The organism is Halomonas sp. XH26, assembly GCF_024138895.1.
GTDB classification, from domain to species: domain Bacteria; phylum Pseudomonadota; class Gammaproteobacteria; order Pseudomonadales; family Halomonadaceae; genus Vreelandella; species Vreelandella alkaliphila.
Genome location: NZ_CP071889.1, coordinates 115,414 through 140,624, shown reverse-complemented (window position 1 = coordinate 140,624; position 25,211 = coordinate 115,414). Strand labels below are relative to the sequence as shown.

Annotated in this window: 24 protein-coding genes; all 24 read right to left on the bottom strand. The window is 53.1% G+C overall.

Going from position 1 to position 25,211, the window contains the following annotated elements:
• Nucleotides 1–12: 12 nt before the first annotated feature.
• Nucleotides 13–684, bottom strand: a complete 672-nt coding sequence (locus J4377_RS00640; protein WP_038480253.1) for an OmpA family protein — start codon at nt 682–684, stop codon at nt 13–15.
• 4 nt (nt 685–688) lie between these two features.
• Complete coding sequence (locus J4377_RS00635) at nt 689–1,504, bottom strand: motility protein A (protein ID WP_038480250.1); 816 nt, start codon at nt 1,502–1,504, stop codon at nt 689–691.
• 39 nt (nt 1,505–1,543) lie between these two features.
• The gene (locus J4377_RS00630; protein WP_038480247.1) at nt 1,544–2,245 is read right to left on the bottom strand and encodes an RNA polymerase sigma factor FliA; all 702 of its coding nucleotides are present in this window, start codon (nt 2,243–2,245) and stop codon (nt 1,544–1,546) included.
• 26 nt (nt 2,246–2,271) lie between these two features.
• The gene (locus J4377_RS00625) at nt 2,272–2,700 is read right to left on the bottom strand and encodes a flagellar protein FlhE (protein ID WP_232482871.1); all 429 of its coding nucleotides are present in this window, start codon (nt 2,698–2,700) and stop codon (nt 2,272–2,274) included.
• Nucleotides 2,701–2,834: 134 nt separating this feature from the next.
• A complete protein-coding gene (locus tag J4377_RS00620; RefSeq protein ID WP_038480244.1) occupies nt 2,835–3,413 on the bottom strand; it encodes a hypothetical protein in 579 nt (192 codons plus the stop codon).
• On the bottom strand, nt 3,410–5,620 hold the full coding sequence (gene flhF, locus J4377_RS00615; protein WP_253486385.1) for a flagellar biosynthesis protein FlhF: 2,211 nt from the start codon (nt 5,618–5,620) through the stop codon (nt 3,410–3,412). The genes J4377_RS00620 and flhF overlap by 4 nt, the downstream gene beginning before the upstream one ends.
• Before the next feature lie 52 nt (nt 5,621–5,672).
• Nucleotides 5,673–7,757 (bottom strand): flagellar biosynthesis protein FlhA, encoded by a 2,085-nt coding sequence (gene flhA, locus J4377_RS00610; RefSeq protein ID WP_253486384.1) that lies wholly within the window; start codon nt 7,755–7,757, stop codon nt 5,673–5,675.
• A complete protein-coding gene (gene flhB, locus J4377_RS00605; protein ID WP_038480234.1) occupies nt 7,754–8,920 on the bottom strand; it encodes a flagellar biosynthesis protein FlhB in 1,167 nt (388 codons plus the stop codon). Before flhB ends, flhA begins: the two co-directional genes overlap by 4 nt.
• Nucleotides 8,921–9,037: 117 nt before the next feature.
• The gene (cheZ, locus tag J4377_RS00600; protein ID WP_038480231.1) at nt 9,038–9,733 is read right to left on the bottom strand and encodes a protein phosphatase CheZ; all 696 of its coding nucleotides are present in this window, start codon (nt 9,731–9,733) and stop codon (nt 9,038–9,040) included.
• 42 nt (nt 9,734–9,775) lie between these two features.
• Entirely contained in the window at nt 9,776–10,165 is a 390-nt protein-coding gene (cheY, locus tag J4377_RS00595; RefSeq protein WP_009097747.1) for a chemotaxis response regulator CheY, read from the bottom strand.
• A gap of 109 nt (nt 10,166–10,274) precedes the next feature.
• Complete coding sequence (locus J4377_RS00590) at nt 10,275–11,972, bottom strand: methyl-accepting chemotaxis protein (protein ID WP_038480226.1); 1,698 nt, start codon at nt 11,970–11,972, stop codon at nt 10,275–10,277.
• Nucleotides 11,973–12,008: 36 nt separating this feature from the next.
• Nucleotides 12,009–13,070 (bottom strand): chemotaxis response regulator protein-glutamate methylesterase, encoded by a 1,062-nt coding sequence (locus tag J4377_RS00585; RefSeq protein ID WP_038480223.1) that lies wholly within the window; start codon nt 13,068–13,070, stop codon nt 12,009–12,011.
• 88 nt (nt 13,071–13,158) lie between these two features.
• A complete protein-coding gene (locus J4377_RS00580) occupies nt 13,159–14,031 on the bottom strand; it encodes a CheR family methyltransferase (protein WP_038480220.1) in 873 nt (290 codons plus the stop codon).
• Nucleotides 14,028–16,190 carry a PAS domain-containing methyl-accepting chemotaxis protein gene (locus J4377_RS00575; RefSeq protein WP_253486383.1) on the bottom strand — a complete coding sequence of 721 codons (2,163 nt, stop codon included), beginning with the start codon at nt 16,188–16,190 and terminating at the stop codon, nt 14,028–14,030. Before J4377_RS00575 ends, J4377_RS00580 begins: the two co-directional genes overlap by 4 nt.
• Nucleotides 16,191–16,248: 58 nt before the next feature.
• Nucleotides 16,249–17,574 carry a methyl-accepting chemotaxis protein gene (locus tag J4377_RS00570; protein WP_253486382.1) on the bottom strand — a complete coding sequence of 442 codons (1,326 nt, stop codon included), beginning with the start codon at nt 17,572–17,574 and terminating at the stop codon, nt 16,249–16,251.
• A 102-nt stretch (nt 17,575–17,676) separates the two neighbouring features.
• Nucleotides 17,677–18,177 (bottom strand): chemotaxis protein CheW, encoded by a 501-nt coding sequence (cheW, locus tag J4377_RS00565; protein ID WP_038480211.1) that lies wholly within the window; start codon nt 18,175–18,177, stop codon nt 17,677–17,679.
• On the bottom strand, nt 18,174–20,282 hold the full coding sequence (gene cheA, locus J4377_RS00560) for a chemotaxis protein CheA (protein ID WP_253486381.1): 2,109 nt from the start codon (nt 20,280–20,282) through the stop codon (nt 18,174–18,176). The genes cheW and cheA overlap by 4 nt, the downstream gene beginning before the upstream one ends.
• Nucleotides 20,283–20,325: 43 nt before the next feature.
• A complete protein-coding gene (motB, locus tag J4377_RS00555; RefSeq protein WP_038480205.1) occupies nt 20,326–21,246 on the bottom strand; it encodes a flagellar motor protein MotB in 921 nt (306 codons plus the stop codon).
• Nucleotides 21,243–22,112: a flagellar motor stator protein MotA gene (gene motA / locus J4377_RS00550; RefSeq protein ID WP_038480203.1), complete on the bottom strand. Its 870-nt coding sequence runs from the start codon at nt 22,110–22,112 to the stop codon at nt 21,243–21,245. The genes motB and motA overlap by 4 nt, the downstream gene beginning before the upstream one ends.
• Nucleotides 22,113–22,339: 227 nt before the next feature.
• Nucleotides 22,340–22,864, bottom strand: coding sequence for a flagellar transcriptional regulator FlhC (gene flhC, locus J4377_RS00545; RefSeq protein ID WP_038480200.1), 525 nt, complete (start codon nt 22,862–22,864; stop codon nt 22,340–22,342).
• Nucleotides 22,861–23,193 carry a flagellar transcriptional regulator FlhD gene (gene flhD, locus J4377_RS00540; RefSeq protein ID WP_009723972.1) on the bottom strand — a complete coding sequence of 111 codons (333 nt, stop codon included), beginning with the start codon at nt 23,191–23,193 and terminating at the stop codon, nt 22,861–22,863. Before flhD ends, flhC begins: the two co-directional genes overlap by 4 nt.
• Before the next feature lie 103 nt (nt 23,194–23,296).
• Nucleotides 23,297–23,590 carry an EscU/YscU/HrcU family type III secretion system export apparatus switch protein gene (locus tag J4377_RS00535; RefSeq protein WP_089040063.1) on the bottom strand — a complete coding sequence of 98 codons (294 nt, stop codon included), beginning with the start codon at nt 23,588–23,590 and terminating at the stop codon, nt 23,297–23,299.
• Complete coding sequence (locus J4377_RS00530; RefSeq protein WP_120385961.1) at nt 23,574–24,803, bottom strand: flagellar hook-length control protein FliK; 1,230 nt, start codon at nt 24,801–24,803, stop codon at nt 23,574–23,576. Before J4377_RS00530 ends, J4377_RS00535 begins: the two co-directional genes overlap by 17 nt.
• Nucleotides 24,800–25,207, bottom strand: a complete 408-nt coding sequence (fliT, locus tag J4377_RS00525; protein ID WP_253486380.1) for a flagellar protein FliT — start codon at nt 25,205–25,207, stop codon at nt 24,800–24,802. The genes J4377_RS00530 and fliT overlap by 4 nt, the downstream gene beginning before the upstream one ends.
• Nucleotides 25,208–25,211: the final 4 nt, after the last annotated feature.

The following is a 25,211-nucleotide window of genomic DNA, read 5'->3' as shown; positions in this document are numbered from 1 at the left end:
CAAGAAATCTCTTTACCCCTCAGTCTGCTGCCTTAGCAACAGTTCAACGCGCCGGTTGGCAGATCTACCTTCCGGTGTTGCGTTACTTTCCATGGGTTGGGTATCGGCGTAACCGACTGCCCGCATACGTGAAATAGCAACTCCCTGGCGCTCAAGATGCCGGACCACCGCAATGGCGCGCCCTACCGAGAGATCCCAATTTGAGGGGAAGCGAGAGGTAGCAATGGGAACATTATCCGTATGCCCTTCTACTGAAATTTGACCCTCAAAGGATGCTAACACTGCCAGAAGGCTTTCTAACACATCTTGCCCCTGGGGCGTTAGTACGGCGTCACCGCTAGGGAAAAGCAAGCTGTCGTCGATACGCAGCGTAACACCTTCTTCACCTTGAGAGACACTAACCCCTGGGATATTAAGCTCCGTCATTCGCGGCTTTAGCCCGCTGTGACGTGGATGAATACCGGTTGCTAAGCTGGCCAACGGAAGCGAGGTGATAGCACTTGCAGAACGCATTCTATCGCGATCAAAGGCTTCCCCTCCCCCCGGCGGGGTCAATGCAAGCAGTAAGACAAACAGCGTGATTAACAGCGTTAATACGTCTAAATAGCTCGTTAGCCAACCTTCATCGCCCTCCCCTGACACAGTGGGCAATTCCAGTGCGTGCCGTGAATCACGATCTAGCATAGCGCTATCCTTTTGCCGCAGAACTAACTGTTGGCCGCGGTTTTACAGAGGCATCACGGATCTCGTCATGATAATTAGCCACAAAGGAGTTGAGCGTTTCTTCAATAAAAGAAGGCAGCCGCCGTTTAGTAATTAGCGAAATGCCCTCCAGCACCATGTTCATGGTGATAAGTCGCTCTTCCGTGCGCCGCTCTAGCTTGACGGCAATCGGTTTGAACACCAGGTTGGCGAGCAGAATACCGTAGAACGTTGTCAGCAGAGCCACCGCCATGCGCGGGCCAATAACGTCAAGGTCACCTGCATCCATCACTTCCAGCATATTGACCAGCCCCACCAAGGTGCCAATCATGCCAAACGCGGGCGCATAGGTGGCCATGGTACGAAATATCTGCGCCTCAGCATGCTCCCGCGCCTTTAATCGTGCGATTCGCCAGCGCAGCATATCGAAAATTTCGTCCTCTTTCGTGTTAGCAATCACCAGTTGAATCCCGGTGCGCAAAAAGGGGTTACGGGTATGCTCTAGCTCCTTCTCAACCGCCCTGACATCGCCTTTGAACCACAGCCGTGCCATGGAAACCAGTTCGTTGATATCATCTCGCACATAGGTGTTTTCACGCCGAAACACCAACCCCACCAGGCGCACCACGCGTAGCACTTCTTTCAGCGGATAACTAATAAAGGTAGCCGCCAAGGTGCCCGTCACCACAATGGCTAGCCCCGGCAAGTTGATAAAGCTTTCTGGCGACTCTGCAGTAAAAAACAGCACGCTTACCAGCAAAAGCATGCTGGCAAAAATACCGATCAGCGTAGATGGGTTCATCAACGGCTCCTCGCCGGTTATTCGTGATTGATAGTAGCGTTAGGTGGTGTCATATAAGCGAGCGCGAAGCCTGCTAATCGCTTGGCTGTGAAGCTGGGAGACACGGGATTCAGTCACACCCAGCACCGCCCCGACTTCTTTAAGGTTCAGCTCTTCTTGGTAATACAACGCCATCAGTAGTTTTTCACGTTCAGGTAAGGCATCGATCGCATCAATTAACGACTGACGCTGCTGTTTATCTAACAACTGTTCGAAGGGCAGGTTAGTGGCTTCCTCTTTCGCAGACTCGGCCCCTTCGGCCACCAGCTCTTCAAAGGGCAACAACTGGCCACTGTTCGTATCGTTGAGCAATTGCTGATACTCACTAAGCGGCATATCCAGGTCACGCGCGATTTCACCCTCTTCCGGCGGGCGCCCTAACTGCTGCTCAAGACGACGCACCGCATCATCCACAGCTCTGGCAGAGCGGCGTACACTACGCGGCAACCAGTCACGTGTTCGCAGCTCATCCATCATGGCACCGCGAATACGCTGACTTGCAAACGTGGCGAACGTTGCCCCCTGGGTCGCATCAAAACGCCCTAGTGCCTCTAATAAGCCCACCATGCCGGCTTGAATAAGATCATCCAACTCAATACTTGCGGGTAGTCTTACCTGCAGCGTTAAGGCCTGACGTCTTACCAGTGGCATGTATTGGGTTAACAGCTCGCTCTGTTTAATCCTGCCTTGTGCTGTATACATCCTCGTGCCTCACGGCTGAACTCTGTTCACTGGTAATTCACAATCACTTGTAGTTCCTGCACCCGTACCGGGCGCTGGCCCGGCGTCAACGCAAAACGAAAGTACAGCGGCCCACTGACCTGTTTACCGGCTAACGCAGTGGTTGAACCTCGCATAGCAGTCAAAGGAACACACTGCTCAGGGTGGCATAGCCACGCATTAACCGGCGCATTAACCGGCATTTGAAAACGCCAATGAATACGCTCTATCGCAGCATGCTCTACCTGCGCCCCTGCCGGTGGTTGAATGGGCTGGCTGCTGACAGCTCGGTCACTCATCGCGACCAGTACGCTAGGCACCTCACTACTCCAACTGCCCGTAGCGGCATAAACACTCATGGTGATGGCGCTTAGCGCCACCATCAACACGGTTTTGAAGTTATCAACCTTGAAGCTAGCGATCTCAAAATAGTCCATTATGTTAAAACTATGTGCGTAACTATCGTGTTGTAATAACGCTTCTTGAAACCAGCGAGAATAGACATTGTTATTCCTTATAGGGGCGCTTGATAGCCACTGTTAAAGCACGGCCACATGGCGTCAGGCTAGCGTCATCGCGCCAGCAGTAAAAGCTCTATATCCAAGTAATAGCTGGCTGCTTCGCGCAGGTTATCGAGCAGACCTCTGCGCGGCAAGTTTGGCTCGTGCAGTGCTAACAGCTGCCTAGGGCCACCGTTCTCCTGCACTTGCCGAAGCGAGCGATACATCTGTGCGAAAGCATCGGCATCGCTATTAATCCATAGCGCCCAACGCGGAAAGCGCTCTTTCAGTTGGCCAAGATTAGCGGCATCCGCATTGACGATGTGAATATCCCAATCATCCGGGTCGCCAGCCCAACGTCGCCCCAGCACAGACCATTGGGCTAGGCGCCCTTTTACTCTTGCCACCTGCTGATCGCCACCGTTAGGCATACCGATCACGATAAGCGGCTTTTGCGGCACCGAGGGCGGTGCAGTGGTTTGCGTTTGGGCAGCAGTTGGCGGCACCGTCAAAGAGTCGGTCATAGCGGTCAGTGACTCAGCCGTAAGTTCGTCTCCCGTGGGGTCACTTTCAACTGACTCTGCTTGGCGCTGCTGGCGCTGTAAATCTGCCCACTTGCGCAGGCCCGCTGCCTGATCCTGGGCACTCATACCAGCCCCTCACGGCTAACGCTGCTGAGTTGACGAATGGCGTCACGGGCCATAAACGCGTGAACAAGCGCATCTAGCATCGCCGTGTCGCGCCGCTTACGCGTGGTGCCCAATAACCTTAGCAAATCGGAACGCAGTGCTATCGCAGCGTCATCATTGGCGATATCTAAGTGTCCCGCTGCTGCGGCGATACCGCTGGCCATCAATAAGCGAACCTCCGTGCTTACTTCGCCATCATCCGCATCTTTCAACTGCTGCCAAGCGCGTTTGGTTAGGCTAGACACCCCTTCGCTTTGCAGTTGGATAACCAGAAGCGAACGCACATCTGCACCTAATCGGGCAGGCGTTAACCAGTAGCGGCGCGCGATGCGTTTGCCATTTTCTGGATCGCGAACTTCACCAACCCATGCCAACAGCGGTGTACCAGCGGCGTCCTCTACAGCAATATGGGTATGCCACAGCTGCACTGTTTGCCCACGAAAACGCAGATCAGTGTGATCTGTGAGCGGGCTATCTGTGAACAGCTGGCGCAGGACATAACGCTCGCCCTGACAGTATACCCGCTGAGTGGCAGCTACTAGCGTGATCCAGGTCAAGTGTTGGGCTTCTAGCCACGCTAACGTGGCGGGGTCGGGAAATACGGGGAGCAGATGTACGGCGGCCCCCAGCGTTTCGCCCTGGCGCAGCAGCCGTGATTGCCAGCCTGCGGGCTGACGGTGCTGTAGGCTGGTTAGCGCTAGCCAACCGCCATCGGCGTCTAGCCCAAGATCGGGCATCGACCAGTCACAGCCTCGCTCATTACGGCGGGGAGACCATGCCATGCCCAGCCCCTTATCCGCGCAGGGCTCGCTAGCCAGTAGTGCATCCAAGCGTCTGTCTTGCACCACGCCCGGTAAAGAGGCGATATCCCATACCGACTCTAACGCTGAAAACCCAATAATCCTTTCACGCAGCCGCGTCAGCACAGAGCTGAGGCGGCGCCCTTGCCCCAGCACGTCTCGCGACCAGCGCGGCAGACTCACCGAGTGAGGCTGCGAAGCGGAGGGCGAAGATCGCCCTTCACGCACTCTTCCCAATGGGGTATTAAGCGCTTGATCGATCAGCGCAGCAGGGTCCGCAACCGCCATATCTTCTGGAACACGTTGCCCGTACGAACCAAATAACACCCGCAAGCCATGGCGTATGACAATATCTAGCACGGGGGCTAACCGGCCAGCTTCGTCCTGCTTGGTAATAATGCAATCATCTAACTCAGCGCCAGCCGCCCGTGCGGCTTGGCGATAGCGCAACACGACCTCTTCCAATGTTTCAGGCTGGCTAGCTGCATTCAACAGCAGCACTAAGCGGACGGACGCTTGCCCACCCTGCAAATGGGCAATTTGCTCAATCACACGCTGGTCACGCTGACTCATACCGACGGTGTCGATAATCACCCACTGTTTACCCTGCAATCGTCCGACCAGCTCATCAATCGGTTGCTCGGCGTCTAAGGCATACATGGGGGTATCAAGCAGGCGGGCATAAATTCGTAGCTGTTCGTGGGCACCAATACGAAAGCTATCAGTGGTGACAAGGGCCACAGGGCGCGTACCGTGGCGCATCACGAAACGTGCTGCTAGTTTCGCAGTGGTGGTGGTTTTCCCCACCCCTGTTGGCCCCACCAGCGCGACAATTCCTGCTTGATCGAAAAAGCCGGTTTCTTCTTTCAGTACGGGTAACCGCGCCATTAGCTGCCCACGAAGCCACTCCATCGCAAGCGCGCTATCGGCATCCGGCTGAGCCAATGACGTCGGCAGCGCCGCCAGCACCTCGTTGCTTAGCTCCTCGCTGAAACCAACGCTAAGCAGGTGCTGGCGCAAACGAAAGATAGGGTCGTCAGTGGTGGCAGAGACGGGCGCATCGGCAGTTGGCTGCCGCTGGGACAGCAGCTCCCGCATCTCTTGCATCTCGCGCAGCAAGCGTTCACTCATTGCCTGCAGCGGATCTGAATCTTGCGCTGAAAAGGCGATTTGGGGAGCTGGGGTAGGTGGAGGTGGCGACGTAGGGGAAGGTTCAAAATGATCGACCGCTTCATCCGCCATCGCCAATATTTCAACCCCACCCTCGGTACGGCGATTGGCGACAATTAAAGCGTCATCACCTAATGTTTCGCGCACTTGGCGCATCACATCGCGGCTGTTTGCTCCAACAAATCGTCTCACGCTCATGCTTTACCTGCGCCTCTTCTTGATGGCTTGGAACGGATGTCCTGCGTCAGTCTCATCCTCGCCCTCCGACTACCGTAGTGACTCGTAACGTACGGTCATCCGGTATTTCTGCTTGAGACATCACCACCAAATGACGCACGCGCCGACGTAAGAAACGTGATAGAACAGCACGCAGCGAATGTTGTACGACCAGCACCGGTGCTTCACCGCTACCTTCATGGCGCTCCAGGGCCTCTTGTGCCTGCGTCATGAGCGTATCAGCAAGCCCGGGCTCCATCGCACCGTTACCATTCATGGCCTGCATAAGCACTTGCTCTAACTGGGTATCGAGTCCCATCACGTTGAGCGTTTCCTGGCCGGCAAACCACTGCTGGGTAATCGCTCGACCCAAGGCAATGCGCACCAGTGCGGTCAGTTCATTAGCATCTTTTTGCTGCCCAGCATGTTCTGCCAGAGTATCCAGCACCGTGCGCATATCGCGTATCGAGACATCTTCATCGAGCAGATTCTGCAAAATACGCTGCAGTACGGTGAGTGAAATGGCTTTCGGCACCACCTCTTCGACTAGCGACTTTTGATCCTCGCCCAGCTTATCGAGCAGCTTTTGCACTTCTTGCCGCCCCAGCATTTCTGGCGAGTGGCGATGCAGCAGGTGGTTTAAGTGAGTAGCAATGACCGTACTGGCATCCACCACGGTATAGCCGTATACCTGGGCGTGTTCACGCTGATTGGCATCGATCCAGATGGCGGGCAAACCAAAGGCCGGATCTTGGGTGGGCGTTCCCTGCAATTCGCCTGATACCTGACCTGGGTCGATTGCCAGCCATTTGCCCGGCTGTGCATCCGCACGACCAATTTCAGCCCCCTTCATAGAGAGTACGTAGGTATTCGGCGGCAGTTCCAGGTTATCGCGTATATGCACCACGGGCGGTAAGAACCCCACCTCTTGGGCAAACTTCTTGCGCACACTTTTGATCCTAGCCAGCAGCTCCCCTTTCTGGCGGGAGTCCACTAGGGGAATAAGCCGATGCCCCACCTCAAGCCCCAGCGTATCAACCAGTTGCACATCTTCCCAACTGGCTTCCGGTGACTCTTGCTGGGGCAGTGGCGCTGCTGAGATTTCCTCTTTTACCAACGCCTGCTCTTTTTGGCGAATCAAATACCACGCCAAGCCCGCCAGTAGGGCTGTAAAAATAAGAAATACCAGGTTTGGCATCCCAGGCACCATGCCCAGCAGCCCCATCACCATCGCAGAGAGGATCATGACCTGAGGGTTAATAAATAGCTGGCTGATCATTTGCTGACCAACATCCTGGTCAGTGTTGACGCGCGATACAGTGACACCGGCGGCGGTTGAAATCACCAGCGCAGGGATCTGGGCCACAAGACCATCGCCAATAGTTAGCAAGGTATACGTACGAGCGGCATCAGCAAAACCCATATCGTGCTGCATCATACCGATCAATAACCCACCGATGATATTGACCACCATGATGACCAAGCCAGCCATGGCATCACCACGCACAAACTTGCTCGCACCATCCATAGAGCCATAAAAATCTGCTTCCTGGGCGACTTCAGCACGCCGCTTTTTAGCGTCCTCTTCACCAATCAGGCCTGCGTTCAGGTCCGCATCAATCGCCATCTGTTTGCCAGGCATGGCATCTAGCATAAAGCGAGCGCCCACTTCGGCAATACGCCCAGCCCCCTTGGTAATAACCATGAAGTTGATGATCACCAGGATCAAAAAGACCACCAGACCAACGGCAAAATTACCGCCGACCAGGAAGGTACCAAACGCTTCGATGACTTTACCGGCCGCATCCCCGCCTTGGTGGCCTTCCATCAGTACAACACGGGTCGAGGCCACATTAAGCGATAGCCGTAATAGCGTGGTAAACAACAGCACCGCGGGGAAAGCGGCAAAATCGAGTGGCTTTTCCGCAAACATGCTGACCAGCAGCACCATGATGGCCAGTGCGATATTGAACGTGAACAGCAAATCGAGCGCGAAGGGCGGCAAGGGCAGAATCATCATGCCCAAGATCATCAAAATCAGCAGCGGCCCTGCGAGCAGCTTCATGCGCACATCGCCCATCCAATCGCGCTGATTGATCAATTGGGTTAAGCCTTTCATGATTGCGCCTCACTGCCACCGGCATCTCGATTGGAACGTTCCATTTCGGGAGGGACCGATAAATTGTCTGGGGTTGGGGGCACCTCGCCTCCTTGTTGTGCGACCTGCTTCAAGCGGTAAGCCCAGGCCATCACTTCAGCCACTGCGGTATACAGTTCCGCAGGTACTTCAGCGTCTAAATCCACGTGATGATACAGGGCGCGCGCCAAGGGAGCGGCCTCCAATCGCGGCACACCGGCTTCCAGGCCTATTTCGCGGATACGTGCGGCCACTGCATCGGCCCCTTTGGCTACTAGCCGCGGGGCGCCCATGCTACCTTCCTTGTACGCCAGGGCTACCGCATAGTGGGTTGGGTTGGTGATAATGACGTCGGCGTCAGGCACTTTACTCATCATCCGCCCTCTGGCCATTGCTTGCTGCTGCTGGCGAATACGCCCCTTGACGTGGGGGTCGCCTTCCGACTCTTTATGCTCTCGCTTAACCTCTTCCTTGCTCATACGCAGCTTTTTCGCATTACTCCAAAGCTGAAAAGGCACATCAATTAAGATAACCACCACTAGCGATAAAACGATCAGACCAGCGGCTAGCGCTGACATATTCAATGCGCTTGCCAATGCTTGCTGAATGGGCTGATTCATTAGCCCCATAAACTTACCAAGGTTGGCGTACAGAAACGCCGCTGCAATGCCACCGACCAGGATTGATTTGGCAATCGCTTTGGTTAATTCAATCAATGCCTGCGACGAAAAAATACGCTGCAACCCTTTTATTGGGTTTAGCTTTGACAGTTTGGGCTGCATTGATTTTGCTGAGACTAGCCATCCCCCTAGTAATGCGGGTGCGACCAGGGCGATCACCGTCAACAGTAAGAACAGCGGCAGCATTGCAAATAGTGTGCGCTGCCCCAGATCCAGCGCATTGACCAGCATCGGGGTACTTTCCATGGCATGACGGCGCTCGAATAAGAAGGCCTGCTCCATCACCATGCCCAACTGGTCATAGAGCATTTGCCCCATGCTCCACAGCCCGATCACACCGCCTAGTAGCAGCAAAAAGGTCGCCAGTTCTCGAGACCGGGGTACTTGGCCTTCTTCCCGGGCTTTGTCTAAGCGTCGGGGTGTGGCCTCTTCCGTCTTTTCCTGATCGCTGTCGTTATCTGCCATGCGGCCATCCGGCGGTATATTGCGTGGCTTATCATAAATTCAGCCGCCCCGAGGGACGGCTGAACAAATGCCTATAGTGCCAGATACTGCCTTTCACAATGTCTTAATAACAACGCATTAAAAGCCTAATTCGTCCAATAAGTCGTCGACCTGATCCTGACCAGTAACGATGTCAGGCGCATTGTCCTTCACCTGAGGACCATTCAACAGCTCTTCATTACGACGTGCGTTGTCATTTTTCCATTGGTCTTCTGCCTTACGCTGCATCGACTCACGGACATGGGCACCCGGCACGTTATCGATCAGCACTTGCACCAACTGATGCTCAATTTCTCGGATGACATCCATCATCTTCTTGATGACCTGGCCGGTAAGATCTTGAAAATCCTGGGCCATCATAATATCGAGCAGTTCTTTATTTGTCGCTGCAGCAATGGTTGGCACATCACTTAGATAGGTGCGTGTCTCTTTTACCAAGGCTTTGGCATCATCCAACTCTTGGGGCGCTTCAAACCACTCGGCCCAGCGCTTATCGAGCGCTTCAGCACGGTCAGAGAGTTGGTCTTGCAATGGCTGGGCGCGATCAATAGCGTTTAATGCACGCTCAGCTGCCTGCTCAGTCATGGTAGCGACGTAATGCAACCGGTCACGCGCGTCAGGAATTGCTTCCGCTGCTTTCTCGATCTCTTTGTCCAGACCCAGCTCTCGCATGTTGTCGCGTAACATACGGGTAAGTTTGCCGATGCGAAAGATCAGGTCTTCAGCGGCTTCCTCAGATAGCTGGGTAGCGCTATCCTGCTCATGCTGACTCATCGTGTTGTCTCCTCGTTAACCGAGCACTCAGGCACAGCCGCTTCATTTACCCATCTTATCGAAGATTTTGTTTAGCTTTTCTTCGAGTGTGGCTGCTGTAAACGGCTTGACGACGTAGCCGTTAGCGCCCGCTTGGGCGGCCGCGATGATGTTCTCTTTTTTGGCTTCCGCGGTCACCATCAATACGGGTAGCCCTTTCAGTGCTTCATCCTGGCGGATCTCTTTAAGCATTTCTAAGCCGTCCAGATTAGGCATATTCCAATCAGATACAACGAATTCGAAGTTACCCGCACGCAGCTTATTCAGCGCGTCCTGACCATCTTCTGCTTCATCAACATTGGTAAAACCTAGCTCTTTCAACAAGCTGCGAACGATCCGACGCATGGTGGGAAAGTCGTCCACTACCAGGAAACTCATGTTCTTATCGGCCATTGGTCATCCTCTCAATCAAATTATTTCTAAAATAACGATGCTTAAAAACAGTCCTTAAAGCAGTTCTTAAAACCGTCCTTAAAACCGTTCTTAAAACGGCTATTAAAACCTAGAACGCTTCCCACTCGTCGTGGTGGCTGGGCTCTGGGGTTCGGCGAGTGCGGGGCGCAGTGGCTGCCTGCGGCCTGGCAGCAGGCACGTTTACTTGGCTACTCGCTGGCAGTGCTTGACGCTGCACTCCCGCTTGGCTGGTTAACAAAGCAAAGACAGCCACCGCCTCTTCTAACTTATTTGCTTGCTCTTCAAGCGACATAGCCGCCGCGGAGGCTTCCTGAACCAGTGCCGCATTCTGCTGGGTCACTTCATCCATCTGCCCTACCGCTTGGCTTACCTGCTCAATGCCATCGCTCTGTTCCTGAGACGCTGCAGAAATCTCATCCATAATATCGGTCACCCGACGGACAGCCGTCACCACGTCGGACATAGTGGTGCCCGCTTGTTCTACCAGCGTAGAGCCTTGCTTGATTTGTGCAACAGAGGCATCTATCAGTGTTTTGATCTCTTTTGCCGCATCGGCACTGCGGCTAGCTAAGTTGCGAACCTCGCCTGCCACAACGGCAAAACCACGCCCTTGCTCGCCAGCGCGAGCCGCCTCTACCGAGGCATTGAGTGCCAAAATATTGGTTTGAAAGGCGATAGAGTCGATCACACTGGTGATATCTGCCACTTTTTGGGAACTGGTAGAAATACCGTGCATGGTCTGCACTACCTGCTCAACCACTTGGCCACCTTGCTCGGCAGTGGTAGAGGCATCTGCGGCCAGCGTGCTTGCCTGACGCGCATTGTCGGCATTTTGCTTAACCGTTGCCGTCATTTGTTCCATGCTGGCGGCCGTTTCTTCGATCGAAGCAGCCTGCTGCTCAGTGCGTGATGACAGATCCGCATTGCCACTCGCTATCTCTCGAGTGCCGTGATGGATTTCACTACTGCCTTCTCGAACACGTGTCACGATCGCCGTCAGGTTTTGCTGCATCGTGCCCATCGCTGAAAAAAGACGCCCCACTTCATTTTTGCCTGATGCGGGAACGGATTCCGTTAGGTCAGCCTGAGATATTTTGTCCAACCGTCTTACGGCATCATTCAACGGCGCGATGACCGTACGGCGTAATGCTATATAGATGAACACTGTCACCAATAGCGCAATTGCCACGGCAAGCGCATTGACTAACATAAACATATCGCCTTGCGCATCAGCATCGCCACGAATGCTATCTACCCGCTGAAAACCATACTGCACGAAAGCCGTCGCACTATTGGCTAAGCTGTTCAATGGCTCAACCAGTTCACCCCGAAGCTGATTGAAGGTACTGATGTCCATGGTTTCGAACGTCGCATGCTGCTGTTTGACCAAGGCCAGTACTGTGCGGAAGTCTTCTATCAATGCCTCGCCCAATGCCTCACCTTGCCCCGCGCGTGGCGACGCAGCGAAGCTTTCAAAACGCTCTTCGGCACGCGCAATTCGATCCAGAGCAATGTCGACCTGGGCATTGGATTGGCGTGTTTGACCGACCATTAAAAAGTTGGATGCCGTTTCCATGGCCAGCATTGCCTGGTTGAGCAATGAGTCAGCGCGATTAATCTCGTTGAGCTGACTATTACTGATGAGGCTATAGGTTGACAGGTTGGCCTGAGCATTACGATCTGCCATAAAACTGATACCAGCTAACACCACTATCAGCATGACAAAGCTAGCCAACGCGGCAATAACGGCAGAGTGAATACTGATATGACGCAGTGAGCGTGTCATTTTTGTCCCCTTTTTTTATTTATGCGCAATGGGGTGTTATACCCGCTGAGCACGCCCTGAAGCGGCAATTAAGGCCATCAACCGCGATGGAATATCATCTAAAGCAACCACTTCTACTGCTCCCCCGACGGCGATGGCTTCTCTTGGCATACCAAACACCACACAGCTTTCTTCATTTTGCGCAATGGTGGCCGCCCCAGCTTCCCGCATCTCAAGAAGGCCTACAGCGCCATCCTTACCCATGCCGGTCAAAATCACCCCAATGGCGTTTTTACCCGCATGCTTGGAAGCAGAGTGAAACAGCACATCAACAGAGGGACGATGACGGTTGACCGGCGGGCCATCATTTAAGCGCACGACATAGTTAGCACCACTGCGGACAAGCTCTAGGTGCTGGTCGCCTGGGGCAATGTAGGCATGGCCTGGCAAGACACGCTCGCCATCGGTGGCTTCTTTTACGCTAATTCGGCACAGCCGATCTAGCCGCTCGGCGAAAGAGCGGGTGAAACCACCGGGCATGTGCTGGGTAATCAAGATGGCTGGCGCATTCGCCGGCAGTGGTTCGAGCACTGACCGGATCGCTTCTGTGCCGCCTGTAGAAGCACCAATGATAATCAGCTTTTCACTCGACACCATGGGTGCTTTTAGCTGTGTCGGTGGCGGCGCATTTTTATGGCGAGCTTGGCGAGGACGCGAGCGGGCCGCGGCGCGAAGCTTATCGGTAATTTCAGTTGCATACTCCATCATGCCGCTGCGAATACCCAAGCTGGGCTTAGCCACAAAATCCAATGCGCCTAACTCTAACGCACGCAGAGTAATCTCTGAGCCGCTCTGGGTCAGTGATGACACCATGAGTACCGGCATAGGGCGAAGCCGCATTAACCGTTCAAGAAAATCAAGACCATCCATCCGCGGCATTTCTACGTCCAGTGTCAGCACATCAGGATTGTGTTGTTTGATCAGATCCCTCGCAGCAATGGGGTCTGGCGCGACGGCGACGACTTCCATATCCGGCTGAGAGTTGATTATTTCCGTTAACAAATCACGAATCAGCGCCGAGTCATCAACGCACAACACTTTGATTTTGGCTGCGCTCAAAGCACGCCTCCTTTATTACGGTAGCCACCTGTGTGCCAACCCACTCCGCTAAGGCGATTGCCCAAAGGAGTTAACGCACGTAACCGATTTATTTTTTTGCGAGGGTATAAACCGTTTGCCCACGCAGCTTGAATGCATCGCTGATATACGAAAAATTTTCCGAGTGTCCCGCAAACAGTAACGCGTCTGGCTTCATTAGCGGAGCAAACCGTTTTAGAATCTTAGCCTGGGTATCTTTATCGAAATAAATCATTATATTGCGACAAAAAACGGCATCGAAAGGGCCTTTTACCGACCACTGGGGCGCCAGCAAATTAAGCGGCAAAAACTCCACCAACGATGATACTTCTGGCCTTACGCGTGCCAAACCTGCATGACTACCGGTGCCTTTCTGGAAAAACCGCTTAACCCGCCCTTCCTCTAACTTACGCACCTGTTCAAGCGGGTAAATACCGGCACGCGCTTTGCTTAGTGCGTCGGTGTCAATATCAGTGGCAATGACTTTGGCCTGGGTAGCTTTTGGCCCCAGTGTTTCTAACAGCGTCATTGCTATCGAGTAGGGCTCTTCCCCGGTGGACGCCGCTGAGCACCAGATAGTCACGGGACTTTGCTGTTTCTTAATGTGCTCAGCTAATAGCGGAAAGTGATGCGCCTCACGAAAAAAAGCGGTGAGATTGGTGGTTAAGGCATTGGTAAACGCCTCCCACTCTTTAGCGTCCGGCTGACGCTCCAACCGAGACAGATAGTCGGTAAAACGTGTAATACCATGGTGACGCAATCGCTTGGCTAAGCGGCTGTAGACCATTTCACGCTTATGCTCAGCCAGCACTATTCCGGCGCGCTGGTAAATCAATTCCCGTATACGCGCAAAGTCGGCATCGGTTAGCACAAGATCACGTTCGATCTGCCCTCCCGATGCCCACTGGCCGACATCAACTCCCCGCTCGCGTTGGTCGATCAAAATTCTTCCCACTCCTCTACTGCGGCCAGCTGCCGTGTGGTTGGCGACGAAGGCGGTTTAGTTGGGCTATCTGGGAGCTGAGCTCGCGATCGATAGGCAGTAGGGGCTGTACTAAGCGCTGTTGTTGGCGAGTTCTGATGGTTCAAACGAAACGCCTCAACAGACAGGGCTAATAAGCCCGCTTGCTGCTCTAATGCCACGGCGGCACGTGCTGTTTCCTGGACACGAACGGCATTCTGCTGTGTCGCTTGATCCATTTCGGCAACGGCTTGGTTCACCTCCGCGATACCATGACTCTGTTCTGCTGACGCTGACGAAATATCATGCATGATCTGGGTAACATTGCGCGCCGCATCGGCAACCTCACTAATCGCTACTTCGGCTTTTTTGACCAGCCCAGCCCCCACATTGACTTCTTGATTAGAACCATCAATCAGCACACGAATCTCTTGAGAGGCGCTTGCGCTTCTTCCTGCCAGCTTACGCACTTCTTCAGCAACCACCGCAAACCCACGACCATGCTCCCCGGCCCTGGCAGCTTCTACCGATGCGTTGAGCGCCAAGATATTGGTTTGGAAAGCAATCGAGTCAATCACATTGATAATGTCAGTCATTTTTTGCGAGCTTTGGGTAATTCGCTGCATATTCTCGACCAACTGCGACATGAGCTCTCCGGTTTGGGTCACTTGCTTAGCATTGTTATCGGCAAGACGACGCGCTTCTTGAGCGTTATCGCTGTTTTGACGCACGGTCGTGGTCATTTCTTCCATGCTGGATGCGGTTTGCTGTAGCGATGCTGCCTGTTGCTCGGTACGAGACGATAAAGCCTCATTACCGTTGGCAATATCCCGAGCAGCAGGTGTAACCACATTAATACCGCCTTTTACATCGCTAATAATGCTGCTCAAACTTTTCCGCATAGTGTTCAGCGATTCCATCAGCATCCCAACTTCATCACGCTGATGGGGAGGCACTTTAGCCGCTAGGTTTCCACCCGCGATTTGCAAGGTAAAGCGAGACGCGCTTTTTAGCGGCCGAACAATGGAACGTAACGTCATCACCCCAAGCAGGATAAGCGCCAGTACGCCAACACCTAGCACAGCGGCTTGAGCGCTTAGCATGCTGGCTTGACCTTGCTCAGCATCGGCAGCCATCACCTCGGCGTCAGCCTGTTTTTCGGCGATGAGCTGGTTCACCATCGACGAGAGTTCGCGCCCTTCGTTATTCATTACACTGATGACCGCGTCCAAGCCGGTGAACACTTGATACGTGTCTTCTGCTTGCAAGACGGTTTCCGCCTGGAACATGCCATTGTCTAAAAAGGTTTGCAGCTGAGCGTTGAAGGAAGTGGCAAGCGCTGTCGTGTTGACATCACGGGAGTAGTATTGCTGCCAAGCGGACTCAATCGTCGCCGCGCTATTGGCAATCATGTCCCCCATCTCAAAGCGCTGCTGAATCAGCTCCATACGCTCTGGTTCAATCATGGCCTGGCGCGTTTGCGCGATGGTCTGGTCTATTTGCTGTAAGCGAATAACGTCTTGCAGGCCATCATTATTAAGCGTCGCTAGCCGCTCTCCTGCGACGTTAAGGCCATACAGCCCAAGGCCACCACTCACCAGCAGCAGCGCGCCAGCAACGACAATCATGCCAATCAATTTAGCGCGCAGAGTATCTAGTCGTATCCGTTTTAAGCGTTGAGTTAGGCCTTTCTTACGCAACCGCCCCTTGTCTAAATAGAGCTGTTTGTTACGGCCTTCACGTATTTCAGCGTAGGCCTGTTCCGCTTGGGCAATCGCCTCTCGGGTTGCCTGCACCCTGACAGAGGCATAGCCAACGACGTGGTCGTCTTCAATAATCGGCGTTACGCTGGCACTAACCCAGTAGTGGTCGCCATTCTTACAACGGTTTTTAACCAGCCCTCGCCATGTTTCACCGCTTTTCACGGTCTGCCACAGGTTTTCAAACGCCGCTGGCGGCATATCCGGGTGCCGTATCAAGTTATGGGGCGCACCTACCAGCTCTTCTTGCTGGAAACCACTTATCTGGATAAACGCTGGGTTTACATAGGTAATACGCCCTTTAAGATCCGTGCGCGAAACAAGGAAATCATCACTCTGAAGTTCAACTTCACGCTGAGTGACTGGCTGGTTATTACGCATCCGCATACCTTATTTTTAGTATTGAAGCCGAGGAAGTAATGAGCCTAAACCGCAAGGCTTAAAATGCTTCCCACTCATCGACTGCCATGTTGCGAGCGGGTATTTTTTTGGCCGCTGGAGTTTGGGCGGCAGGTACTTGCTGAAGAGCGCGGGGCCGCATGGCATAACCAGATTCCTGTTTCCCCTCAGCCAGGGCAGGCGTCACATGGAAGCGCTCAACCGCTTCTCTAAGGCGTGCCGCTTCGCTTTCTAATTCGTTGGCGCTACGTGCTGCCTGTTGAACCAGCTGGGCATTTTGCTGAACAACCTGATCCATTTGGGCAACCGCTTGATTAACTTGCCCAATACCATTGCTTTGCTCTTCAGAGGCAGCCGCAATCTCATCCATAATATCGTTAACACGCTGCACCGCGGCGACAAGATCCTGCATGGTTTTTCCCGCGTGATTCACCCGCTGGGTACCCGCATCCACTTTGCCAAGCGATGCATCGATCAGCGTACGAATTTCTTTAGCAGCATTAGCACTGCGGCTAGCGAGACTGCGAACTTCCTGCGCAACAACGGCAAACCCTTTGCCATGCTCGCCAGCACGGGCGGCTTCTACCGACGCGTTTAAGGCGAGAATATTGGTTTGAAAAGCAATGTTATCGATCACCGTAATAATGTCGGCAACTTGGTGGGAACTCGCGCTAATGTCCTGCATGGTTTCAACAATATTGGCAACTTCTTCGCCGCTGCGTCTGGCGGTTAGCGTTACCTCATTGGCGAGCTGACTGGCTTGTAGTGCATTGTCTGCGTTGTGCCCAACGGTAGAGGCTAACTGCTCCATGCTCGAGGCCGTCTCTTCTAGCGAAGAGGCCTGCTGTTCAGTACGTGAGGAGAGGTCGTTATTGCCACTGGCAATATGCTGAGAGCGCTCAAAAATTGACGCGCCGCTTTGGCGTACCACACCAACGGTTTCAGACAGTGAAGACTGCATGTGCGCCATCGCTGTGTACAACCTGCCAATTTCATTATTACCAGGCGAGGTAATTTGCTGGCTTAGATCGCCCTGAGCCATTTTCTCAAAGTAACCGACCAGACGATCCAGGGGACGCAACACATTAACAGTCACTCCCCACACCACCACCGCGACCGTTACGCCGGTCATAATGACCACGCCAATCAGCATCCAGCGAATGCGTGTCGCAAACTCACTGAACGCCGCTTGCTGCGCCTGCAAATCACTCGATGCCTGCACAATAGCGGCACCGTGGTGGAGTGCATAAAGACCTATACCGCAGGCCACCACCACCAACATTGAAAAAGTGGCTAATACCAGCCCCCAACTAAGGCGCACGGTCATATTGCTCATCATTTGACGCAGTAGCGGTGTCACACGCATTACTCCAAATACAACCGTAGTGGCCGATGCTATCCGTAGCACCAGAGAGGGCTGTTTTTTTGGCTTAAGAAGGCACTCTCCCTGTGCCCAGTCACAAAGGGATTAGCGGCTGCTGGTGCTATCGACTAAAGCCATTTCTTCGCTGGTCAGCAGCTTATCGATATCAACTAACACCAGCATGCGGTCTTCAAGACTGCCTAATCCGCTTAAGAAATCGGAGGAGAGCGTTACACCAAACTCAGGCGCTGGTTTTATTTGCTCGGGTGTTAGTGTCATGACATCGGAAACGCCGTCCACGACAATACCAACGACGCGGTCGGCGACATTGACCACGATGACAACGGTTTGGCCACCGTACTCCACACTGTCTAGGTGAAATTTAATGCGCAGATCGACAATAGGCACAATGACGCCGCGTAGATTGGTCACCCCTTTAATAAAATCAGGGGCATTGGCAATACGCGTGACGTTTTCATAGCCGCGTATTTCCTGAACCTTCAGGATATCAATGGCATACTCTTCTTCTCCCAAAGAGAACACCAAAAATTCGCGATTATCGGCTTCTGCGGCGGACAACACCGCTCCATTGTTTGCCTGGCTCATGACGGCTCGGCCTCCTGGTAATAAGAGAGATGGGGATAATTCACCTGTTTTCCGGCTTCTTTCTTGGCACGGCTTAACCGGTGTAAACCTGTAATATCTAGAATTAGCGCGACGCTACCGTCACCAAGGATGGTCGCCGCCGAAACGCCCGGCACTTTGCGGTAATTATCTTCTAAGTTCTTTACAACCACCTGTTGCTGGCCAATCAGCTCATCGACCAACATGGCATAACGACGCCCCTCCCCCTGCACGATTACGGCAATACTTTTGGTCGGGTCGGTAATGGCATTTTCCACATCCAACACTTCATGGATCGCGATGACCGGCAGGTACTCATCGCGCACTTTAAGCACCACATCATCACCCGCCATGGCATACATATCGCCTTTGGCAGGCTGCAACGACTCAAGTACCGTGGAAAGCGGCAAAATAAAGGTTTCGCCGCCCACTTTGATCGACATGCCGTCAAGGATGGCAAGTGTCAGCGGCAACACGATGCGCGTGTTGGTGCCTTCACCCTTCTTGGATTGGATTTCAACCCGGCCACCCATGCCTTGAATATTCCGCTTTACCACATCCATTCCGACACCGCGGCCAGAAACATCTGTGACTTCTTTTGCCGTGGAGAAACCCGGCGCAAAAATCAGCTGAAAAACCTCCTCATCAGACATGTTGTCGGAAACGTTCAAACCATTTTCACGCGCCTTAGCCAACAACCGATCACGATCCATGCCCGCGCCATCATCACGCACTTCAATCAGAATATTGCCGCCCTGGTGGCGTGCCGATAACACCAACTTGCCAACTCGGGGCTTACCTACCGCTTCGCGCTCATCCGGCATTTCGATGCCGTGATCCAAGCTATTACGTACTAGGTGCGTTAACGGATCGGTAATGCGCTCAACCAGACTTTTATCCAGCTCGGTGGACTTGCCTTCGGTGATAAGCTCAATTTCTTTGCCCAACTTACCGGCGGTATCACGCACTACACGTGGGAATCGGCTAAACACAAACTCCATCGGAATCATGCGGATCGACATCACCGCTTCTTGAAGATCCCGCGCGTTACGCTGTAGCAGACTCATGCCATTTTGTAGCGAGCTATTGCCAACGGATTGATCGCCAAGGTCGCTGACCGTTTGGTCTAGCATCGACTGGGTAATAATCAGCTCGCCAACCAAATTGATGATTTGGTCGACTTTATCTACCGACACACGGATTGAGGCTGACTCTGCGGCCGCTTTTTTAGGGGCGGATTTCGCTGGCTTCTCTGGCGAAGGTGCTCTATCAGCAGGTTTAGCCACCGCTGGCGTCGCAGGCTTAGCACTATTAGTAGGCTCAACAACATCAGTAGGCACGGCTACTGGCGCGTCTAACTCAGGGCTAACACTAGCCTCTTCGTTTTTTTCAACCGCTACCACGCTAATTTCAATCTGCTCAGGCTCAATAATGAAGCACATCACTGCTTCAATATCGTCAGCACTAACGTCACCTGTTAGCGTTACTTCGTAACGTTTTTCATCACCCGAGTGGGACTGGACATCACCCAGTTGCTCCAGCTCTTCTACCAGCAACGTGCGATCTTTTTCGCTAACATTCAGTAGCGCAACCAACAGATGGCGCTCGCTTAGCGAGGAGGGTTCAGCAGCCTCGGCGCTGGCTGATGTTTTCTTTTCAATCGTTGGCGCGGGGACCGCAGGTGCATCCAACGTCTGGCCAATTTCTTCTAGTGCGATCTGCTGCAGTGTCTGGCAAATTCGCTCGTAGGCTTCTTGGTTGGGCTCTTCCTCGTTGCGATAGGCATCGAGTTGCTCATGCATGATGTCTTTTGCCTCTAAAAAAGTATCAACGAGGTCAGCTCGCAATGTCAGCTCACCTTTGCGTGCGTGATCTAACAAGTTTTCAAAGATGTGCGTGGTTTTCTGCAGCACGCTGAAGCCGAAGGTACCGGCGCCGCCTTTTATGGAGTGGGCGGCGCGGAAGATAGCGTTTAGCTGTTCGCTATCCGGATCATCGACATCCAGTTCCAGCAGATGCTGCTCCATATCGGCCAGCAGCTCTTCGGCCTCTTCAAAAAAGGTGTCAAAAAAATCCGCTATATCCATGCACCGCTCCACATAAACGTCTTTGTGTTGTGATAAGCCCTGCTCATTCGCTTTCATCGCTCTGAGGCACGCTTTGTGGCAGCGCCTCTAAAAGCGCATCTTCATCAGGTAATGGGCTATCAAGCCCCATAACGCCTGGATTACGAATCGCTTCTGCGATTTCTGGCAATAAGACAACGAGCTCAATGCGACGATTAATCGGGTCTGTCGGCGCAGTGTCAGGCAACCTGACACGATCGGCAAAGCCCGATACGCGCAGCAGTTGATCTGGATCAAGCCCGCCGGCAACTAATTCACGCCGAGAGGCATTTGCTCGATCATTGGACAGCTCCCAGTTACTGTAACCTCGATAACCGCCTGCATAGGGCACGCTGTCAGTGTGGCCGCTGATACTTAAATCATTGGGCAATTCGTTGAGTAGCGGTGCCATCGTACGTAACAGGCTGCGCATGTAAGGAGCTACTTGATCGCGGCCTAACTCAAACATGGGCCGCTGCTCCGTATCGAGCAACTGAATACGTAACCCTTCGCGGGTTAAATCAAAGCGCATTTGGCTGCGTAGGTGGCGCAGCTCGGGGTCTTGTTCAATGGCTCGCTCAATGCGCTCTTGCAAGTCGTTGAAGAAACGCCTCTCCTGAGCACTAGGGCGGCTATGTTGAAGCACATCGATTCGGGCACGTTCGCCATCGCTGTGGGTAGGATCTGGGCCACCACCTGGAATCACCTGAGTGCTTCCTGATCGGTCACCACTGGTCATTGCCGTTATTAATGGCGTACTGAAGTACTCCGCAACACTGCGGCGGGTTTCATCGTCGGAAACACTTAAAATCCACATGACCAGAAACAGCGCCATCAAAGCTGTCATGAAGTCGGCAAGGGCAATCTTCCACGCACCGCCATGGTGGGCATGCACCACTTTTTTGCGCCGAATAACAATCGGACGCTTATCGCCCCCCTTACTCATGCATTACCGCCCTTTTTAGCGTCGCGAACATACTCTTCAAGCTCTGCGAAGCTGGGGCGCTCGGTGCTGTGTAATGCCTTCCGACCAAATTCAACGGCTAACTGGGGAGCATAACCATGCAGGCTGGCCAACAGCGTGACACGGATACACTGGAGCATTTTCTCTGCTTCTTTGGCTTGCCGTTCGGCATAGCTAGCGATAGGACTAATAAATCCATAGCCCATTAAAATCCCCAAGAAGGTACCCACCAATGCCATGGCAATCATTTGTCCCATTTGTTCAGGACTGGCATCTGCGTAGGTCAGTGCTTTAATAACCCCCATTACCGCCGCTACGATACCGAACGCAGGCATTGCATCACCTACTTTGGCAATCGCATCGATGGGAATATGGGCTTCCTGCTCAAATACTTCGATTTCGTGAAGCATTAACTCATCGATTTCCATCGGTTCCATGCCACCGCTCACCATTAACCGCAGATAATCGGTTAAGAAATCCATAATATGAGGGTCTGCAAGCACCGTGGGATGCTCTTGAAACAGGGGGCTTTCCTGGGGGTTGTCAATGTCACGCTCAATGCCCAACATCCCCTCGCGGCGCACTTTAGAGAGGATCTTGTATTGCAGCGCCATTAACTCCATATACAGTGCTTTATTATATTTTTTGGTTCGTTTGAGCCTGGGAAGTATTTTAAACGTGGCTTTAATCGCTTTGCCGTTATTTGCAGCAATAAAAGCACCAACGCCTGCACCGCCAATAATCAGCAGCTCCAGGGGTTGATACAGGGGTCCCAAGCTACCACCTGCCATCACATAACCGCCAAAGACAGATAGCAGTACGACCAAATAACCCAGAGGAATCAGCACAAGCAGTGTCCTTGCGGTATCAGTTTTATTTCAAGGGAACGCTATTTCCGCGTCTCAAAAAGAAGACACAGAAAAGTCCCGCTCCACGCGTTTCTTAGCCATAGCATACGCAGGCGTAGGCAGTTCTAATGAAAAAGTACCCACCCCTTTTGGTGCTATCTATGCGTTAAAGACGCACGTTATTGGTTATATGCTTACCCGCTGTGGGCGTGGCCGTTTTTTATCTTTTAAAGCCGCGCCTTGCGCGTTTTGCCAGCTCGCGAGGGAGGCTGGCAAATACCGCAAACATAATCATGAGCGGGGCTATGCGCATGCGCGACAAAGTGCCCTTCACAACGCGTACACATGTTGAGCTGCAGCAAGTCACTTTCAAAAAACCGTACCAGTGTCCACGCCCGGGTAAGCCCCAGCACCGGTTCAACGTTTTCAAGGTTTATCTGCTCTTCATACAGGCGGTAAGCTTTGACAAAGGCATCGATACGCTCACAGCAGGTATTTTTCTGTATGCTGTTGTAAATGTTATAAAACAGCGACGAATGCACATTTGGCAGCCAGGTTACGAACCAGTCCGCTGAAAAAGGCAACATTCCCTTAGGCGGCGACATCCCCCGCACTTCTTTGTACAACTTAATCAAGCGCGTGCGACTTAGGTCTGTTTCGGTCTCTAATACTTGTAAACGTGCACCTAACTCAATCAGCTCTATGGCCAGTTGTACTTGGTGCATTTCATCAACCAAGCTCTTCTGGCTCACTCTGATTCTCCTACTGGTAACACCTCAAATTCTTCGCAGGCCGACAACAATGAGGCATGCAACCCTGAAAGCCCTTGATCCCGAGGATTCTGGGTAATTTTGCGCAGTTGATGGACGCTCGTTTGGCTTAGCCTGCATATCAGCTGATTATTGCGTGCCAGTTTCGTCAACTGCCGAGCATTTAGAGACACCAGCAGGTCGGCAAGCTCGCTGTCTACTTTTAAGCGAAACATCGCTGCCTCACGGTCTTCGACCAATAGGCGCTGCGCGAGAAGTAAATACGCTAAATTAATTTCTTGAATTTCATCGAGAAAGCTTGTTTGACTCATAGTGTTCCATCGAACGACATGGGCGTTTCATTATGACTTTATACCGACGCCTTAAAGGTTTTTAACATTCCTCTGTCATGGTTACATACAACGTTTGTATTGGCTACCAACGCTCTTGACGAGGAATTAACCCTTCTTCGGATAACTCAAATACCCACACGAGAAGCTCTGCAATCACCTGATATAAACTTGCAGGAACCTCGGCATCGAGATCTAACTGCATCAGCAGTGCCACAAGCTCAGGTGCATCATGCACATAAATGCCTTGGCGCTGAGCCTCCGCCATAATCCGCTCCGCCAACTCGCCGTAACCTTTTGCGATCACTCTCGGTGCCTGATCTTTATCTTGATAGGCTAGCGCGACGGCTTGACGACGATGCTCACCCGATGTCGCCATCATGACTCTCCAAGGTGGCATAGTGGGCTTTCACCTGAACACTGCGAAAATCTAACGCCCGCAGACGTTTTTCCAAACGCTCGCTCCCCAGCTCTAGAGACTGGTAAGTCGACGCCGTATCCGTGGTCAGATCAATGCTTAACACTGATTGGTAAAGTCTGAGTGCTACACTGAACGCTCCCAGATTAGGCACGTCGAGCTGCATATCTGACTGCCAGACACCATCACCCTCTGCTTCTTGCTGGGCACTTTCGCGCTCACCTTCCCGGGTGGGCATATGGATGACTAATGCCATAAAAATACCGGCCCACACATCACCTTCCCAGCGAATAACAGGCATCACGAGCATATCGAGCTGTTGACGCACCAGGCTCTGCAAACTTTCATGCACAATCTCACGGCCACCACGCACTAGCGAACTCTCTTCCATGGCTCGCGCGCTTGCCATATCAATACTGGCGGAAGCGCTCGCAGAGACATTGGCAGGCACACTTTCACGCTGCGCGCCTGCTGGCAGCGTATTATCCATTGGCATAAGCGCGGCTGGGCGGATCAAACCAGCTTGGTCACTTGCCACAGGTATCAGCAGCGAATTCGGCAATATGGCAACGTTTGTATTACTCGCACCCAATGTGGCATTTGCCGCAAAAGGAGGCATTACAAACGTGGCCAGACTGACAGGCAGTAGAGGTCGTGGGCCTGGCTGCATCTGCGGCTCTCGCAGCAATTGTTGTCGGGAAGACTCTCCTTGAAACCATCGCTTTAAATGAGATTCGTAAAACAGTCCGCTATCCCGAACGCTGCTTTCTAACCGACTCGCTAGTGCCGCAGCAGAGGGCGTTTCCTCCAATCCCATCAATGGCGCCTGCGGGCGTATCATCGCGGGTGGTGCGGGAAAGCGCAGCAATACATCGGCGATGGTGCGTGCCGCTGGGCTAAAGTGTGTTTGCGTCGAGCCTAGCGGTGTGCTGGCTGCCTCTCCCTTCGCAGCGGGCAGCCGTTGCCCATCAAGCGAGGAGGAAAGACGCCTAAGATCATCGAGTGGCGATGATAGCGGGCGCCCATCCAAGCTTGAATCGCCTTGCAGTGCGCGCGGCCCCTCACCCGGCGGCACTGGTTGCACAGGCGCGTTAAGAGGACGTTGGGACAGCTCGCCCTTACGCCCAAGCACTTGGTGCATGAGCGTATCGATAAGTGGCGTAATGCCACTCACGAAGCCCCCTTCTCCTGATCGCTACCGATATCGAAAAGCGCCGCATCACCTTGCTGAGGCGCATAAGCACGATGCAGACTTCGCTGACGTTGAGAAACACCTATCAGTTTGCCTAGCTCATCTCGCCGAGCCAACAAACGACGACGAATTTCAACATCATGCTCAAGAATGCTCTCCAGCAACTCTGTTTTTCGCTTCCGGCCATCATCATCAAGCACGGTCTGTTCATCGCGCTGACGCAACGCTTCAACTGACATCACATAGTGAGTTCGCTGCTCGATAAGCTCTGCCCACTGCTCCGCATGCGCGAGCTCGTGCATTTTTGTCACACAGGTGAGTAGCTTGGCGTACGCATCAATGAGCGCTTGCTGGGCATTTTCACGAGCAGTTTCAGAAGCCGACATGCTT

What these genes read in the sequence shown, in the direction of transcription:
- J4377_RS00640 (WP_038480253.1), bottom strand. Translation starts at nt 684, where the DNA reads ATGCTAGATCGTGATTCACGGCACGCACTGGAATTGCCCACTGTGTCA.
- J4377_RS00635 (WP_038480250.1), bottom strand. Translation starts at nt 1,504, where the DNA reads ATGAACCCATCTACGCTGATCGGTATTTTTGCCAGCATGCTTTTGCTG.
- J4377_RS00630 (WP_038480247.1), bottom strand. Translation starts at nt 2,245, where the DNA reads ATGTATACAGCACAAGGCAGGATTAAACAGAGCGAGCTGTTAACCCAA.
- J4377_RS00625 (WP_232482871.1), bottom strand. Translation starts at nt 2,700, where the DNA reads ATGGACTATTTTGAGATCGCTAGCTTCAAGGTTGATAACTTCAAAACC.
- J4377_RS00620 (WP_038480244.1), bottom strand. Translation starts at nt 3,413, where the DNA reads ATGAGTGCCCAGGATCAGGCAGCGGGCCTGCGCAAGTGGGCAGATTTA.
- flhF (WP_253486385.1), bottom strand. Translation starts at nt 5,620, where the DNA reads ATGAGCGTGAGACGATTTGTTGGAGCAAACAGCCGCGATGTGATGCGC.
- flhA (WP_253486384.1), bottom strand. Translation starts at nt 7,757, where the DNA reads ATGAAAGGCTTAACCCAATTGATCAATCAGCGCGATTGGATGGGCGAT.
- flhB (WP_038480234.1), bottom strand. Translation starts at nt 8,920, where the DNA reads ATGGCAGATAACGACAGCGATCAGGAAAAGACGGAAGAGGCCACACCC.
- cheZ (WP_038480231.1), bottom strand. Translation starts at nt 9,733, where the DNA reads ATGAGTCAGCATGAGCAGGATAGCGCTACCCAGCTATCTGAGGAAGCC.
- cheY (WP_009097747.1), bottom strand. Translation starts at nt 10,165, where the DNA reads ATGGCCGATAAGAACATGAGTTTCCTGGTAGTGGACGACTTTCCCACC.
- J4377_RS00590 (WP_038480226.1), bottom strand. Translation starts at nt 11,972, where the DNA reads ATGACACGCTCACTGCGTCATATCAGTATTCACTCTGCCGTTATTGCC.
- J4377_RS00575 (WP_253486383.1), bottom strand. Translation starts at nt 16,190, where the DNA reads ATGCGTAATAACCAGCCAGTCACTCAGCGTGAAGTTGAACTTCAGAGT.
- J4377_RS00570 (WP_253486382.1), bottom strand. Translation starts at nt 17,574, where the DNA reads ATGCGTGTGACACCGCTACTGCGTCAAATGATGAGCAATATGACCGTG.
- cheW (WP_038480211.1), bottom strand. Translation starts at nt 18,177, where the DNA reads ATGAGCCAGGCAAACAATGGAGCGGTGTTGTCCGCCGCAGAAGCCGAT.
- cheA (WP_253486381.1), bottom strand. Translation starts at nt 20,282, where the DNA reads ATGGATATAGCGGATTTTTTTGACACCTTTTTTGAAGAGGCCGAAGAG.
- motB (WP_038480205.1), bottom strand. Translation starts at nt 21,246, where the DNA reads ATGAGTAAGGGGGGCGATAAGCGTCCGATTGTTATTCGGCGCAAAAAA.
- flhD (WP_009723972.1), bottom strand. Translation starts at nt 23,193, where the DNA reads ATGAGTCAAACAAGCTTTCTCGATGAAATTCAAGAAATTAATTTAGCG.
- J4377_RS00535 (WP_089040063.1), bottom strand. Translation starts at nt 23,590, where the DNA reads ATGGCGACATCGGGTGAGCATCGTCGTCAAGCCGTCGCGCTAGCCTAT.
- fliT (WP_253486380.1), bottom strand. Translation starts at nt 25,207, where the DNA reads ATGTCGGCTTCTGAAACTGCTCGTGAAAATGCCCAGCAAGCGCTCATT.